Consider the following 15,793-nt stretch of genomic DNA (forward strand, 5'->3'; position numbering starts at 1 on the left):
AGGAATCCCAGGCCGGAGCCTACTGGGTGCAGGTCATATCGGGCTCAAGGCGCATCCGGCCCACGGCATCTCGTCCGGAACGAGGGAGAGTTGAGGCAAAAGGTAAGAGAGAGGTGAGACGCCGTGCGGGAGACTCCCCGCGATCATCCCGCGGTCGCCGGCAGTTCATCTCCCCCCTCAATTCTCCTCACGCGACGTGGTTGCGTCGCGGAAGGCAGCCGCTCGGTCAGGCAGCGGCATCGGGAGGGTTCCATGGGGCACGGGCACATACACGGACCGCACGGCCACGGGCATGACCACGGTCATGACCACGGGCACGGTCACTCGCACGACGGGGCGACGGCTCCGCTGCCCGCCGCCTTCGACACCTCGGTGCCCGACGAGGCCCTGTCGCCCGAGCAGTCCTCGCGCCGCGCGATGCTGCGCCGCGCGGGTCTCCTCGGTGCGGGTCTGGCCGCGGGGAGCGTGATGGCAGGCGCCGCGGGTGCCGCGCCCGCGTACGCGTCGTCCGCTTCCTCCGCTTCCTCCGCCTCCAACTCCCGCCGCAAGAACGGCTTCCTGTGGCTGGCCGGCGACCACCACATCCACACGCAGTACAGCAGCGACGGCAAGTACCGCGTCGTCGACCAGGTCCGCCAGGGTGCCCGGCACGGCCTGGACTGGATGGTCATCACCGACCACGGCAGCGTGGCGCACGCCAAGATCGGCGTGGACAAGGTGAACCCGGACATCCGCGCCGCCCGTGACGCCTACGACGACACCCTCGTCTTCCAGGGCCTGGAGTGGAACATCCCGGGCGCCGAGCACGGCACGGTGTTCGTGCACCCCGGCGCGAACGAGGTCTCCGTCCTCAAGCAGTTCGAGAACGACTACGACGGCAGCGTCAAGAACGCCTCCGGCTCCTCGCCCGCCAACGAGGCCCTCGCGGTCGCGGGGCTCGCCTTCCTCGGCGACCAGGTCAAGCGGCGCAAGGTCAAGGACGCGCTGATGCTCGCCAACCACCCGGCGCGGCGCGGTGTCGACTCCCCGCACGAGATCCGCGCCTGGCGCGACGCGACCTCCGCGGACCACCAGATCGCCGTCGGCTTCGAGGGCGCGCCCGGCCACCAGGCGGCGGGTCTGCCCGCGCCGCTCGGCATGGGCCGGGCCCGCGGCATCTACGACAACAACCCCAGCGTCGACTCCTTCGCCGGCTACCCGCCGGAGAGCTACCGCACCTGGGGCGGCTTCGACTGGATGACCGCCACCGTCGGCGGCCTCTGGGACAGCCTGCTCGCCGAGGGCCGGCCCTGGTGGATCACCGCCAACTCCGACTCGCACCAGATCTACGCCGACACCGCGGCGCGCGGCACCGGCGGCAACTTCGACGCCGACGGCCGCCACCCCGCCCCGGTCTACAACGGCCAGATCGACGTCACCCAGGGCGACTTCTGGCCCGGCCACTACAGCCGCACGCACGTCGGCTCCGACGGCTTCTCCTACGGCGCGGTCATGGACGGCATCCGGGCCGGCCGCGTCTGGGTCGACCACGGCCAGCTGATCAGCGGCCTCGACGCGCGGCTGTCGGGCGGCAACCGCTGGGCCACGCTGGGCGGCGCGCTGCACGTCCGCAAGGGCACCCGCGTCACCCTCACCGTGGACGTGGCGCTGGCCGGCGGGCCCAACTGGGCGGGCTTCCTGCCGAAGTTGGCCCGCGTCGACGTCATCCAGGGCGATGTGACGGGCCCGGTCGCGGACAAGGACACCTTCACCGCGCCGACCGCCAAGGTCGTCAAGACGTACGAGGTGAACAAGTCCACCGGCACCGTCCGGCTCAGCTACGACCTCGGCCGCGTCGACACCCCGCGCTACGTGCGGCTGCGCGGCAGCGACGGCAACCGGTCCGCCGTCGGCGCGCTGGGCGCGGCGGTCGACCCGGCCGGTCCGGCGATCGACGTCGTCGGCTCCGCCGACCCGTGGCTGGACCTGTGGTTCTACTCCAACCCGGTGTGGGTCCTGCCCTCGTGACCTCGTACGCCCTCACGGTGGACGCCGGCCTGCGCGACCTCCCCGCCGCCGACCACCTGCTCCACACGCTGGCCGCCGAACTCGCCCTCCCCGAGGGCGTGTTCGGCTGCACGCACCTGATCCGCGACGACCGCCCACGGGTCGCCGTGTCCCTCACCCTGCCCTCGGAGCCACTCCTGCGCACCGCCCTGGAGCGGCTCACGGGGGCGGGCCGCGAGGTGACCCCGGGCACCCCGGACGACCTGGGCCGCGCGGTCCTCTTCCCCGGCGCCGCGACCCTCACCGGCACCGTGACGATCGCGGACCTGCTGTCCACAACGGCGATCGACCGGGTCACGGTCCTGGGCACCCCGGGCCAACCCGCCCCGGACACTCGCCTGGTGACACGGGATCACGTCCGCCCGCAGTGGACACCGTCCGGGGACCTGGTCCTCACCGCGATGCCGGCGGCGGGCGACACACTGGTCCCGTTCGAGGTACCGGATCCGACACCCTGCTGCGCGGATCACTGAACGTGACGACGCCGGAGCCACCGGCGCCGTCATCCGTTCACCCCCGTGTAGTGGTTCAGGCTCCAGCGCCACAGGACCCGCCCTGCCAGATACGCGACCAGGCCCAGCAGCGGGGACGCCGCCGCCAGCCAGTACGGCGTTCCGGTGGAGTGGCCGTGGCCCGTGAGGACCGCCGCCGGGAAGTAGGCGACGAACGCGAGTGGAAGGCCGTAGGTGAGGAAGTTGCCCACCGCCCGGGGCAGGACGTTGAGCGGGTAGCTGCCGAAGGTGCCGAGGAGTTCCTCCAGCCAGCGGCCCCAGTAGTCCGCGGCCGGGAAGCGCAGGGACGCGGCCGCCACCACCGTGAACAGCGCCGCCTCCAGGAGCATCCCGCCGAGCACGGCCGCGATCAGGTACGAGATCCGGCCCGCCGTCCAGTCCAGGTCGCTGCGGCTGATCGCGCCCACCATCAGGCCGGTCGCCACGGTCAGGTCGCCGATCGCGTTGGTCGGGAAGTACTGGAGCTGGATCTGGCGGTACACCGGCATCGGGCGGAGCAGGTAGGCGTCGATCTTGCCTTCCTGGATGTGCCGGCCGAGGCCGTGCACCCGGCCCAGGAGCAGGACGAACAGGCCGTGCGCCAGCATCCGGGTGGCCGGGATGAGCAGCACGTCCGAGCTGTCCCAGCCGCCCATCCCGGTGAACCGGGTCAACAGCACGGTCGCGAAGACGATCACCGAGACCTGCCAGATCGCGCCGATCGCGATCATCATCAGGAACTCGGTGCGGTACTCCAGCTGGGCACGGAAGTTGAGACGCGTGATGCGCCACATGATCCGGACGGGGTTCATGGGCCTCAACCTCCCTGGGAGACGACGCGGCGGGCGGCCCGCCGCCACAGGAACCGGGTGAGCAGGCCGAGGATGACGACCCAGGCCGCCTGCAAGGCCAGTTGGGCGCCCGCGTCGGACAGCGGGATACGGCCCACGTACAGCGACAACGGCACGCTGAGCGTGGCCTGGAAGGGCAGGAAGGCGCTCAGGGTGAGGAACCAGTCGGGGAAGAACCACAGCGGCGCGTACACCCCGGACAGCAGGTTCTGCGCGAAGATCAGGATCATGATCGCGGCGTCGTTGCGCAGCGTCCAGAAGCACAACTGGTCGATGAGCAGCATGACGTAGTGCAGCACCCACTGGCCGAGGAGGAGGCTGAGCGCGAACACCCCGGTCACGGCCGCCGACTTGGGCGGTTCGACGACCCCGGCCGCCAGGCAGATCACGTAGCCGATGAACGCCCAGGCGAATCCGTACAGTTGCTCGCCCAGCGCCCGCAGCGCGTAGTAGCGGTGCGGTGGGAGCGGGCGCAGGTACCAGTAGACGATCGTGCCGTAGTGCAGGTGCTGCACGACCGTGTCCCGGGCCGCGTACTGGTCCAACTCCCGCAGCCGGGAGGCGAGTACGGCCAGCACGGCGTACGTCACCGCCTGGTCGCGGGTCAGTCCGGCCGTCGTGCCGGTGTGCGCGTACAGGCCGTGCCACAGGGACGCGACCAGCACGATCTGCACGGTCAGCCGCAGCACGGCCGCGGTGATCCGGGGCGGTGTGTACAACTCGCCGAGCGGGGTGACGCGCATCGCGCGCCAGGCGTAGAGGCTCGCCATGTCAGACCGCCTCGGCCCGGGCCTGCACGTACGCCGCCCGCATCACGTCCTCCAGGTCCGCCTCGTCGACGGCGACGCCGGTCACCTCGTACCGCTCGATGACCAGCTTCAGCGCCGTGTGGACCGTCGGCGCGGCCGGCCCGTCGGGGCCGAAGACCACCTGCGGGCCGTCCCGGCGCACCAGCGCGATGCCGGGGAGCGGGCCGACCGGTGTGTGCGGGTCGGCGAGCGTCGCCCGCACCTGCCAGGTCGAGCCGAACCGCTGCCGGATCTCGTCGAGCGTGCCGTCGAGCACCAGCCGCCCGTGGTTGATCAGCACCACCCGCTCGGCCAGCCGTTCGACCTCCGTCATGTCGTGCGTGGTGAGCAGGACCGTACGCCCGCGTTCCTCCACCTGGTGCCGAAGGAACTCCCGCACCTGCTCCTTGACCACCACGTCCATGCCGATGGTCGGCTCGTCGAGGAAGACGACCATCGGGTCGTGCAGCAGCGCGGCGGCCAGGTCGCAGCGCACCCGTTGGCCCAGGGAGAGATGGCGGACGCGGGTGTCCCAGAAGGCGGACAGTTCGAGGATGTCGTCGAACTCCCTCAGCCGGGCTGCGTGTTCGGCCCTGGGCACCTCGTAGATGTCCCGCAGGATCGCGAACGATTCCCGCACCGGCAGGTCCCACCACAGCTGGGTGCGCTGCCCGAACACCGCGCCGATGTTACGGGCGTTGCGTTCCCGTTCCTGGTAGGGCACCACGCCCGCGACCCGGGCCTCGCCGGAGGTGGGCGTGAGGATGCCGGTGAGCATCTTGATGGCGGTGGACTTGCCGGCGCCGTTCGGGCCCAGCAGGGCGAGGAGTTCGCCCTGGGCCACGTCGAAGGTGATGTCGGAGACGGCGTGTTTGACGGCCCGCTCCGGATCGACCAGGGAGCGGAGCGCGCCCGTGAAACCCGGGCGGCGGACGGTGGTGTGGAAGGTGCGGGACAGCCCGCGGACCTCGATGCTGCCGATCACTCGACGAACCTCCGGGTGAGCTGGATCAGCCAGACGGTGGCCGCTAGCGAAGCGGCGGAGAGCGCGGCAAGCAGCCAGGGGACCGCGTGGATGCCCCAGGCCTCGATGCCCACGCCCAGCAGTGGCGGCGCTGCCACTCCGCCGATCATCGACGCGGCGATGACCCAGGCACCGGCACGCTTCGCCTGGGGAAGCGCCCTGTTCAGCCAGGGCAGGCCGGTCGGGAAGACCGGCGCGATGAACAACCCAACACCCGCGTACGCCACGGGCGCCACTCCTTTTATCAGCGTCAGGAGCAGGCACACCGTCATGCCCGTCGCGCAGATCGTCAGGATGCGCTCGGGGGAGTACTTGAGGGCGAGCGGTACGACGAGGAAGCGGCCCACCGTCATCATCAGCCAGTACACGGAGGTCGCCGAGGCGGCCGCCGTCGCGCTGTGGCCGACGGTCTCCAGATGGGTGGGTTCCCAGCCGCCGACGCCCAGCTCCACGGCGACGTTGAGGATGTAGAGGGCGAGAAAACCGACGAGGACACGGGAGAGACCGAGGCCGGGACCGCGACCGGGTACCGTCCCGGCGGCCGGCACCGTCCCGTCGACCACCTTCGTGCGTACGCCGCTCGAGCCCGGCACGATGAGCGCCGCCGCCAGCACCGCGCACGCCCCGAAGGCGTACGGGTACGAGTCGGGCCCCAGCCACGCCACCACCGCCGGACCGAGCACCGCCCCGATGCCGAAGTGGGCGTTCAGGACGTTCAGCATGGCCGTGGAGCGGTCGCCGAAGCCGGCCGCGAACAGCAGGTTGAGGCCGTAGTCGATCCCGCCGAAGCCGAGCCCGCCCAGGAAGGCGGCGGCCAGCGCGAGCGGCCAGTCCGGGGCGAGCGCGAAACCCGCCGCGCCCAGCGCCATCAGGACGTAACTCACCGAAAGGAGCGTTCTGTTGCTGATCCGGGAGTGGATCGCGTTGAAGACGAGGACGCCGGCGACCCCGCCCGTGAAGTGCAGGCTCAGACCGAGCCCCGTAGCCGACGGGGACAGCCCGAACTCCGCGCGCAGGCCCGGCACGGACGGGCCGTACAGCGACTGGAACATGCCGATGAGGACGAAACCGACGCAGGACGCGGCCGCGGCCGGCCGGGTGAAGAGCCGGCCGGCCGCGGGGGCTATGAGGCCCCTGTCGCTCAACTGGGTTCCGAGAACACGAAGGAGAACTCGGCGGGCTCCGCACGCAGGTAGTACTGCGGCAGCGGGCCCGGACCGCAGGACTGCGAACCGATGCCGTGCAGCCCGTGGTCGAGGTTCACCCACACCGTGTCACCGGGCGTGAGATCCGGGAGGTGGGTCGCCGCCGCCAACTGCTCGGTGGTCCAGCGCCTGGCGGTGAAGGAGAACTCCGGGTCGCCGTCGATCCGCAGCCCGCCGATCTCGGCCCACCGGACGTCGGCCCGCGCGCCGTTCTCCTGCGGCCGCACGTACGGCGTCTGGAGTTCGTCGACGGTCGCGTCCCAACGGGCGAGCCGCGAGGCCGACTTGGTGTCCGGGTAGCCCTCGCCCGGACCGCCGCCGAACCACCGCACCCGGTCCGCCGAACCGTCGATCCCGAAGCGCACGCCGAGCCGCGGCAGCGGCACGGTCCAGTCGCCCTCGGGCCCCACGGACACCGTCAGCCGCAGCCGGTCGCCGTCCGAGGTCCAGCGGTACACCGTGCTCAGGCCCACCTCCCAGGCGGCCGGCGCGACCCGGGTGCGCACGGTCAGTGCGTCCTCGCCGACCTCCACCGCGTCCAGCCGGTGCCGCATGCGGTGCAGGCCGAACTTGCGCCACAGCAGCCCGTAGCGCGTGTCCGACTGCCACTCGGCACCGTCGTCGTTGTCCGTCGGGGCCCGCCACACGTCCAGCCTCAGGCCGGTCACGTGCACCCCGCCGATCGTGCGCAGTTCGCCGGTGCGCGCGTCGAAGGTGGCCGGGCCGAGGGTGATCAGCCGCTCGCCGACGACCGGTGCGTCGGACGCGGCGACCGCGGGCAACGGCCGTGCGGCGACGGCCACCTGGCCCCACGCCACCTCGTGCCCCTTCGGCGCCCACAGGGTGTCCTCGGCGAGCACCGCCCGTACCGTCCACCCCGTCTCGGCGCCCCGGCCGTCCGGCGCCCCGGGCAGCTTGACGTCCGCGGACTCGCCGGCCGCGAGCTCGGGCACGGACAGACTGCCCAACTCGACCGTTTCGCCGTCCACTTGGTAAGACCACTCAAACGCGAACGCGGACAGATCGGCGAAGTCCTGCTTGTTCGTGATCCGTACGGTGCCGTCCGAACCGTCGCCCTCGATGCCGACCGGCTCGATGACCTTCTTGAACTCGACGAGCCCCGGGGAGGGTTGCCGGTCCGGGAAGACCAGGCCGTCGCAGACGAAGTTGCCGTCGTGCAGCTCCTCGCCGAAGTCGCCGCCGTAGGCGAAGCCGTACCGCTCGTCCTTGATGCCGTGGTCGATCCACTCCCAGATGAAGCCGCCCTGGAGCCGCTCGTGGGCCTCGAACAGCCGCTGGTAGTCGGCGATCCCGCCGGGACCGTTGCCCATGGCGTGCCCGTACTCGCACAGGATGAAGGGGAGCCCGCGCCGCTTGTGCGTGCCCCCGTCCAACTCCCGCCCGATCCGGTCGACTTCCTCGTGGAAGGCGTACATCCGCGAGTACATGTCGGTGTCACGGCAGTCGATGTCGCCCTCGTAGTGCACGAGCCGTGAGCGGTCACGGTCGTGGATCCACTCGGCCATCGCGGTCAGTCCGCGACCGGTGCCGGCCTCGTTGCCCAGCGACCAGATCACGACCGAGGGGTGGTTCTTGTCCCGCTCGACCATGCGGGCGGCGCGGTCGAGGAGGGCCGGGGTCCAGCGGTCGTCGTCGACGGGGTTGTCGCGCCAGGCCTGCTCCACGAAGCCGTGGGTCTCCAGGTCGCACTCGTCGATCACCCACAGCCCGTACTCGTCGCACAGGTCGAGGAAGGCCGGGTGCGGCGGGTAGTGCGAGGTGCGGACGGCGTTGAGGTTGTGCCGCTTCATCAGCAGCACGTCCGCGCGCATGGTCTCCAGGTCGAGGGCGCGGCCCTGCTCGGGGTGCCACTCGTGCCGGTTGACTCCCTTGAACAGCAGGGGAGTTCCGTTGACCTTGATCAGCCCGTCCTCCAGCACGACGGTACGGAAACCGACGCGCAGCGGCACCCGCTCGCCCTCGGTGACCAGCTCACCGTCGTACAGCACCGGGCTCTCGGCGGTCCACGGGCGGACCGGCACCGTGACCGTCTCCCCGGTCGCGACATCGATGTCCAGACCGGGTACGGACACCCGTCCGTCGACGTCGGAGTCGACGCGCAGGGTGCCCTCGCCCGCGACATGGTCGTAGGAGGCGTGCACGAAGTAGTCGAGGACGGAGCCCGCCGGGCGGTGCAGCAGCGTCACGTCACGGAAGATGCCCGGCAGCCACCACTGGTCCTGGTCCTCCAGGTACGAGCCGGCCGACCACTGGTGCACGCGGACGGCGAGCACGTTGCCGCTCGGCCTGAGCAGATGCCCGACCGCGAACTCGTGCGGCAGCCGGGAGCCCTTGAACTCTCCGATGTCCGTGCCGTTGAGCCAGACCCGCGCGCAGGACTCGACGCCGTCGAAGCGCAGCACGACCCCGCCCTCGGACAGGTCCGGCCAGTCCGCGGGCAGGTCGAAGACGCGCAGGTGGTCGCCGGTCGGGTTCTCCGTCGGCACGTGCGGCGGGTCGACCGGGAAGGGGTAGAGGTGGTTGGTGTAGATGGGCGAGCCGAACGCGCCGTCGCCCTGGAGGACCCAGTGACCGGGGACCTGGACCTCGGCCCAGTCCCCGGCGTCGAACCCGGGCTCGGCGAACGCGTCGTCCTCGGCGTCGGCGGTCGCCGACACCCGCAGGCTCCACGCGCCGTTCAGGGAGAGGGACGCGGCGTCCGAGGACGCGTACCAGGCGCGGGGCGGGAGGGCGCCGTTGCCGGGCGACACGTCCTCGACGTACTCGACGGCCGTTGTTGTGCGGAAAGACATCGGACTCCAGGTCTTGGGTCTTGGGACGGGTGTGTCAGCCCTTGATACCGGTCTGCGCGATCCCCTGCACCAGCCAGCGCTGGAGGAAGAGGAACACGAAGACCAGGGGCAGGATCGAGACGGCGGTGGCCATGAAGATCAGATGGAAGTTGACGGTCTGGTTGGTCATGAACGAGGAGAGCGCTATCTGCACGGTCCAGGAACTCGGATCCTGCCCGATGACCAGCGGCCAGAGGAAGGCGTTCCAGCCGCCGATGAAGGTGATCGTGGCGATCGCCGCGAAGAAGTTCAGCGAATTGGGTACGACGATCCGCCAGTACGCGCCCCAGTAGCCGAGCCCGTCCACGCGTGCCGCCTCCTCCAGTTCCTTGGGGAACCCCAGGAAGTACTGCCGGAACAGGAAGCAGGTGAAACCACTGAAGAGGCCCGGGATGATGAGGCCCCGGTAGGTGTCGACCCAGCCGAGGGACGAGACGAGAACGAAGCTCGGCACGAAGGTGACGGCCGTGGGAACCATCAGGGTCGCGAGGACCGCGTAGAAGACCTTGTTGGCGTGCCGGTAGGGGATGCGGGCCAGGCCGTAGCCGGCCAGCGAGCACACCAGGAGGGTGCCGACGGTCATCAGGACGGCGACGACGGTCGAGTTCCACAGGGCGCGGCCGAACTGGACGGTCTGGTCGTCGAACAGCTCGGAGACGTTGCCCCACTGGAAGGAGGGAAGCAACTTCCAGTTCTCGCCGGTGATCTCCGGGTCCGTGGAGAGGGCGTTGCGGAGGATCAGGTAGAAGGGGATGAGGAAGAGCAGGGCGGCGATGCCGACGGCGAGGTACAGGCCGGTGTTGCCGAGAATGCCGCCGCGCTTCTTTCGGCCCTTGCCGACCTGCGGTGCGGTGGTGGTCACTTGGACTCCTCCCCCCTTCCGAAGCCCATGATCTTGCCCTGGGCGAGGGTGACGACGCAGATCAGCAGGGACAGGATGACCGCACCAGCGCTGCCGGCGCCGTAGTCCTGGCTGGTGCCGAGAGCGGTCTTGTAGAGCTCCATGAGCGGGGTCTGCGCCCAGGTCGCCTTGGTCCCGATGATGTTGAAGAACTCGTCGAACGCCTGGTACGCCGCGACGAGCAGCAGCAGGACCACCGCCGTGGAGGTGGCGCGGAGCTGGGGCAGCGTGATGTACCGGAAGGTCTGCCAGCCGGGCTTGGCGCCGTCGATCTCGGCGGCCTCGTACAGCTCGGCCGGGATGTTCTGCAGGGCCGCCAGGAACAGGATCATGTAGAAGCCGGCCTGGATCCACAGGCGCAGGGTCACGATGACCAGCCAGTACCAGGGCGGGCTCGGGTCGGCGAGGTAGGCGATGTTGTCGACGCCGAACCAGCCGAGGACGGTGTTCATCAGGCCGAAGCGGACGCCGCTGAAGATGGACATCTTCCAGATCAGCGCGGCCGCGACGTAGGAGACGGCGGTCGGCAGGAAGAACACCGACCGGAAGAACGCCCGCATGAACCGCAGTCGGTTGACCAGCAGCGCCAGACCCAGCGACAGCGCCCAGGTGGTCGGCACGATGAACGCGGCGAACACCGTGAACGTCAGCAGCGACTGGGGGAAGTTGCTGTTGGTCAGGATCTGCTTGTAGTTGTCGAAGCCGATGAAGTGGCTCGGCGTGACGGTGTAGCGGGCGTCGAAGAAGCTGAGCCAGACGCTCCAGCCGATGGGGACGAAGACGAAGATCACCAGGCCGATGAGGAACGGGCCGGTGAAGAGCCAGAAGTTCAGGGTCGCGTTGCCCCGCAGCCCGCGCCGCGGCCGGGCCTGGGAGGCCTTGGCCGCGGCGGGCTGGGCGACCCCGCGCGTGGTGGTGGTCGACATGTCGGGTTCCGTCCGCCGGCCTATCCGAACAGCTTCTTGAGCTCGACGTTGACCTTCTTGTCGCAGGCGTCGAGCGCCGCCTCCGGGTTGCCGTTCTTGCGGACGGAGTTGGCGATCACGTCGCCGAACGCGGTGAGCATGGTCTGGTCGAAGCCGATGTTGTCGAAGTGCCCGTAGTCGGTGAAGAGCTTGACGCCCTCGGCGGGGAGGCCGGACTTGAGCTTGGTGGCGCCGGCGGCTATCGAGGACCGGGGCGGGATGTGGAAGCCGTAGGACAGCGCCCAGTCCTCCTGGTACTTCTTCTGGTCGATCCACAGCCACTTGACGTAGGCCTTGGCCGCCTCGACGTTGTCGCCCTTGGCGTTGACGAACATCGACCAGCCGCCGTTGTAGACCGACTGCTTGCCGCTGCTGCCGATGCTCGGGAAGGGGAAGACACCGAGGTCGTCGCCGAGTGCCTGCTGCATGGCCGGCATGGACCACATGCCGCCCCACTGGATGGCGCACAGGCCCTGGTTGAGCGAGGACGGGTCCCAGAAGTCGGTCGGGGCGTCCAGGAGCACATGACCGCTGGTGAACAGCTGGCGGAGCTTCTTGAGGCCCTCGACGACGCCGTCCGTGTGGTAGGCGATCTCGTTCTTGTCGTCGAGGGTGTCGGCGCCGGCCGACCAGATGATCGGGTTCTGGATCGCGGTGAAGTCGTTGCCGAGGAAGGCGCCCTTGACCTTGCCGGTGGTGAGCTTGGCGGCGGCCTCCAGCAGCTCGTCCAGCGTGGTCGGGACCTCGACCTTGGCCTTCTCCAGCATCGACTTGCGGTAGTAGAAGAACTGCGGGTCGTCGATCATCCGGACCCCGTAGATCTTCCCGTCGACCGTGTGCGACTTGATGTCGGCCGGGTTGAAGTCGTCCTTGACCGGATCGATGATGTCGCTGAGGTCGGCCACCTGACCGCTCTTGACCAGCTGGAGCTGCGGGTGGAACTCGAAGACGTCGGGCGCCTGCTTGGTGAGCAGGGACGAGAACAGCTTGGCCTCGAAGTTGCTGCCGGTGATCCAGTTCGTGGTCACGTTCGCCTTGGAGTACGCCTTCGCGTACCGCTTGATGGCCTGCTCGGTCCCGGCCTCGCCGTACGCGTGGAAGTACTGGACGAGCTGCTCGCCCGAACCGGAGCCGCCCCCACGCCCGTTGTTGCCCCCGCACGCGGCCAGCGTCCCCGCCGCCGCCATGCCCGCGGCGGCCCGGAAGATTGATCGACGGGACCAGTTGCTGTTGCTCATTGCCGACATGCTGACGTCCTTGTCTGTCGAGTGCGGCTGCGGCTCCACGGCTCAGCGGCCAGGTGGCTGAAATCAGGTGCGGTGCGGGACGTTAACCTTCGGCTAAGGCTTCGGCAAGGGGTTGGACGAAGTCTGTTCGAAGCGTTGTGCGCGGTTCGGGATGCCGAACGCCGGGGTGGGGCGAGGAGGTTGAGGGCCGCCGGGTCGCAGGACGTCGGCGGCCCTCTGAACAGGGAATATGGAGTGCCCGAGGACTAGAGCAAGGGGCTAACCGCTCCTGGTCCAGACCTCGTTGGACCCGCCGTTGCAGCTGTACAGAATCACCTTGCCGCCGTCGCCGGTCGCCTGCCCGCTGACGTCCAGGCACTTGCCGGACGCCTCGCTGAGAACCTGCCCGTTGGCGTTCAGCAGCCAGCGCTGAGAGGCGTCACCGGTGGCGTCGACGGCCGTGGTGAGGCCACCCGAACCTCCCGCCGTCAGATAGCCGTTCACGCCCTTCAGACGGCCCTTCGCGTCGTACGACCACGACTGCCCGGCGTCACCGGTGCAGGTACCGATCGCGGCCCCGGAGACGTCCGCGAGCAGGCACTTGCCGGACTGCTTCCCGACCAGCGAGCCCGTGACCGCCGCACTGCCGTGGCCCTTCTGGTCGAGGACGTACGTCGTGATCGAGCGGCCGGCGAGCGTCGCGGAGGCCGTGCCCGAACTCACCGACGGCTTCGCCACCTTGGCCCAGTCCTCGGTGGCCGAGGTCCGCACGGCCTGTGAAGCGCGCACCGGAGTGCGGCTGTTGAAGTGCAGACTCAGGGGCGTGTCCGTGGCGTTGTGGTTGTTGACCACGACCACCCACTTGCCGTCCCGGTCGTACGTCGACACCTCGACGCCGTCCGGCACACCGGTCACGTTGTGCGCGACCGAGCCGGGTTTCACAAACCGGCTGTACTGGCCCAGCGCGTAGTACCGCTTGGTGAAGTACAGCGACTGGTTGCCGTCGGTCGCGTAGTCGGGGTCGTAGTAGATCAGGCCGTCGTTCCAGCCCTCGTCGTTCCTCGTGTACGGGTCGCTGCCGTAGCCGCTCGCGAGCGCCACCCACCACTGGAAGGCGGAGTCGTGGGAGCTCGCGAAGTCCTTGTAGACGATCCGGGACATCAGCAGGGCGTTGTCGATGCCCGGGTCGTACTCCTGGTTCCAGCCGGTCGTGCCCTTGCCGAAGCAGCAGATCTCGGTGGCCCAGGAGGTCTTCCCGACCGACTTCGCCGTCTCGTAGACGTTGCCCAACTGGCCGTCGTTGGGGTTGTTGTACGTGTGGTGGGCCAGCTTGTCGACGTACTGGGCGGTGTCCGGCTGGGAGATCCACTGCGGGACCTCGGTGCTGAACTGGACGGTGCTGCTGGACTCGTCGGCGATGATCCCGGTCCGCTGGTGCCGGGCCCGCTGCTCGGCGCCCAACGCCCGCACGATGTCGTCGCGTTGGTCGACGGTGACCTGCATGCCCTCCTGGCCGCAGGAGCCGAAGTCGTTGTCGGGTTCGTTGAAGGGGCTGATGTAGTCGAACCTCGCGCCCTGCTGGGCGAAGTGGGCGGTCACGTCGGCCACGTACTCGGCGAAGTCCTGCACGTGCTCGGCCTTCAACCGCCCGCCGCAGCTCTGCCCGTTGGTCGTCCACTCGGCGGGCGCGCTGTTGACGAAGCCGATGAGGTCCCGGACGCCGTACTTCGCCGCGTACTTCAGGAACGTACGGCCGCCCTTGTCCTTGCTCCAGTCGTAACTGCCGTCGGAGTTCAGGAAGTCCTCGGCGGCGCGGGCCGGGGTGGTGACCGCGGCGCCGCCACCGCCGATGTTGTAGCGGTACGAACTCAGGTCCAGGCCCTGCTCGGAGAAGAGCAGCTTCGCCACCCGGGCCTGCACCTCGGGCGAGAAGTGCTGGAGGTCGTTGACCCACCAGGCGCCGGACGCGCCGATGTCGTCGATGGTCTGGGCTGCGTGCGGGGAGACCTGAGCCGGTGCGGTGGCGGCCGAGGCGGGCGGGGCCGATAGGAGAGGCCCCGCGACGGCGAGTGCGGCCGCCGCCGTCAGCAGGAACGGTCTCCTGGGGTGGGGGCGCGGGTGGGGGTGAGTCATGTGCATCCCTTCCGTTGTCATGAAGGCGGTGCGGTACGGCTCCTTGCGGGAGTGGTGCGTTTGGTGCCGGTCCTCTGCCCCACCGACTGAAGGGCCCCTTCGAGCGCGAACGTGGCCGCGCCCAGGCAGACCGGGTCGGTGGGGATGGGGGAGAGGACGATCTCGGTGGCGGCGAACGGGCGGGGCAGCGCGTGCCGGGCGACGGCCTCGCGCACCTCCGCGACCAGGGGTTCGCCGAGCGCGGCCGCGACCCAGCTGCTGAGCACGACCACTTCGGGGTTGAACAGGTTGACCAGGTCGGCGACGCCCGCGCCGAGGTACTTGACGGTGTCCCGGATCGCCTTCACCGCGATCGGGTCCCGCGTGCGCAGCCCCTCGGCCAGCGCGGCGATGGTGGCCGTCTGGTCCTCCGGGTGCAGCAGGGTGCTGTCGGGGCTCAACTGCCGCAGATTCAGCATGATTCCGGACGCGCCGACATAGGCCTCGACGCAGCCGTTCTTGCCGCAGCGGCACAGCCGGCCGTCCAGCACGATCGTGGTGTGGCCCCACTCGCCCGCGCTGTTGCTCACGCCCCGGTGCAGCGCGCCGCCCAGGACGAGCCCGGCGCCCACACCCGTGCCGAGGTTGACCACCACGGCGTCCCCGCGCCCGCGCGCGGCCCCGAACCAGAGCTCGGCGACCGCGGAGGCGCGCAGCGGGTTGTCCAGGTAGAGCGGGTAGGCGATGTGCTCGGTGAGCAGGTCGAGCAGGGGCACGTCGTGCCAGTTCCAGTTCGGCGCGTACTCCGAGAAGCCGGTCTCACGGTCGACCTGACCCGGCACGCTCACCCCGACGCCCAGCACCCGGGCGCCCTCGATGCCGGCCTGCGCGACCACCGAGCCGACGGCGGCGGCGACATGGCTGACCACCTGCTCGGGCAGGCTCTCGCCGGGGCGCATGTCCTCGTCGGCGCGGGCCAGCACGTTCAACGCCAGGTCGAACAGCTCGACATGGACGTACGTCTCCGCGATGTCGACGCCGATCAGCGCGCCCCCCGACGCGTTGACGGCGACCAGGCCCCGGGGTCGGCCGCCCGCCGAGTCCTCGAACCCGACCTCCGTGATCATCCGCAGGTCGAGCAGCTCGCCGACCAGCGTGGCGACCGTGGCCAGGCTCAGCCCGGTGGCGGCCGCCAGCTCCTGCCGGGAGGTGGGAGATGCGGCGATGATCTGGCGCAGCACCTCGTATCGGTTGGCCGTACGGATGTCACGTGACGTGCGCTTCACCGAGTCTGTCCCCCGTCCCTTCGCTCCTGCGGACCGGGACACGACG

At 69.9% G+C, this 15,793-nt stretch carries 12 protein-coding genes; 2 read left to right on the top strand and 10 right to left on the bottom strand.

The window, feature by feature from the left end:
- The first annotated feature begins 252 nt into the window (after positions 1-252).
- Both ACIP6U_RS16385 and ACIP6U_RS16390 read left to right on the top strand, forming a co-directional pair.
- On the top strand, positions 253-2,007 hold the full coding sequence (locus tag ACIP6U_RS16385) for a PHP domain-containing protein (RefSeq protein ID WP_401717480.1): 1,755 nt from the start codon (positions 253-255) through the stop codon (positions 2,005-2,007).
- Positions 2,004-2,519, top strand: coding sequence for a hypothetical protein (locus ACIP6U_RS16390; protein ID WP_401717483.1), 516 nt, complete (start codon positions 2,004-2,006; stop codon positions 2,517-2,519). The genes ACIP6U_RS16385 and ACIP6U_RS16390 overlap by 4 nt, the downstream gene beginning before the upstream one ends.
- 29 nt (positions 2,520-2,548) lie before the next feature.
- Here ACIP6U_RS16390 and ACIP6U_RS16395 read toward each other — a convergent pair whose 3' ends face one another.
- From ACIP6U_RS16395 to ACIP6U_RS16440, 10 genes are all read right to left on the bottom strand, one after another.
- On the bottom strand, positions 2,549-3,349 hold the full coding sequence (locus tag ACIP6U_RS16395; protein WP_401717486.1) for an ABC transporter permease: 801 nt from the start codon (positions 3,347-3,349) through the stop codon (positions 2,549-2,551).
- Between the two features lie 5 nt (positions 3,350-3,354).
- Complete coding sequence (locus tag ACIP6U_RS16400) at positions 3,355-4,158, bottom strand: ABC transporter permease (RefSeq protein ID WP_401717489.1); 804 nt, start codon at positions 4,156-4,158, stop codon at positions 3,355-3,357.
- Position 4,159: 1 nt separating this feature from the next.
- A complete protein-coding gene (locus ACIP6U_RS16405) occupies positions 4,160-5,161 on the bottom strand; it encodes an ATP-binding cassette domain-containing protein (protein WP_401717492.1) in 1,002 nt (333 codons plus the stop codon).
- Positions 5,158-6,345 carry an MFS transporter gene (locus tag ACIP6U_RS16410; RefSeq protein WP_401717495.1) on the bottom strand — a complete coding sequence of 396 codons (1,188 nt, stop codon included), beginning with the start codon at positions 6,343-6,345 and terminating at the stop codon, positions 5,158-5,160. The genes ACIP6U_RS16405 and ACIP6U_RS16410 overlap by 4 nt, the downstream gene beginning before the upstream one ends.
- Entirely contained in the window at positions 6,342-9,218 is a 2,877-nt protein-coding gene (locus ACIP6U_RS16415; protein WP_401717498.1) for a glycoside hydrolase family 2 TIM barrel-domain containing protein, read from the bottom strand. The genes ACIP6U_RS16410 and ACIP6U_RS16415 overlap by 4 nt, the downstream gene beginning before the upstream one ends.
- Positions 9,219-9,252: 34 nt before the next feature.
- Positions 9,253-10,119: a carbohydrate ABC transporter permease gene (locus ACIP6U_RS16420; RefSeq protein WP_401717501.1), complete on the bottom strand. Its 867-nt coding sequence runs from the start codon at positions 10,117-10,119 to the stop codon at positions 9,253-9,255.
- Entirely contained in the window at positions 10,116-11,084 is a 969-nt protein-coding gene (locus ACIP6U_RS16425; RefSeq protein ID WP_401717503.1) for a carbohydrate ABC transporter permease, read from the bottom strand. Before ACIP6U_RS16425 ends, ACIP6U_RS16420 begins: the two co-directional genes overlap by 4 nt.
- A gap of 20 nt (positions 11,085-11,104) precedes the next feature.
- A complete protein-coding gene (locus tag ACIP6U_RS16430; protein ID WP_401717506.1) occupies positions 11,105-12,370 on the bottom strand; it encodes an ABC transporter substrate-binding protein in 1,266 nt (421 codons plus the stop codon).
- A 258-nt stretch (positions 12,371-12,628) separates the two neighbouring features.
- Positions 12,629-14,488: a glycoside hydrolase gene (locus ACIP6U_RS16435; RefSeq protein WP_401717508.1), complete on the bottom strand. Its 1,860-nt coding sequence runs from the start codon at positions 14,486-14,488 to the stop codon at positions 12,629-12,631.
- Between the two features lie 11 nt (positions 14,489-14,499).
- Positions 14,500-15,747, bottom strand: a complete 1,248-nt coding sequence (locus tag ACIP6U_RS16440; protein ID WP_401717511.1) for an ROK family transcriptional regulator — start codon at positions 15,745-15,747, stop codon at positions 14,500-14,502.
- Between the last annotated feature and the right edge of the window lie 46 nt (positions 15,748-15,793).

The organism is Streptomyces sp. NPDC088794 (genome assembly GCF_044750545.1).
Classification (GTDB): domain Bacteria; phylum Actinomycetota; class Actinomycetes; order Streptomycetales; family Streptomycetaceae; genus Streptomyces.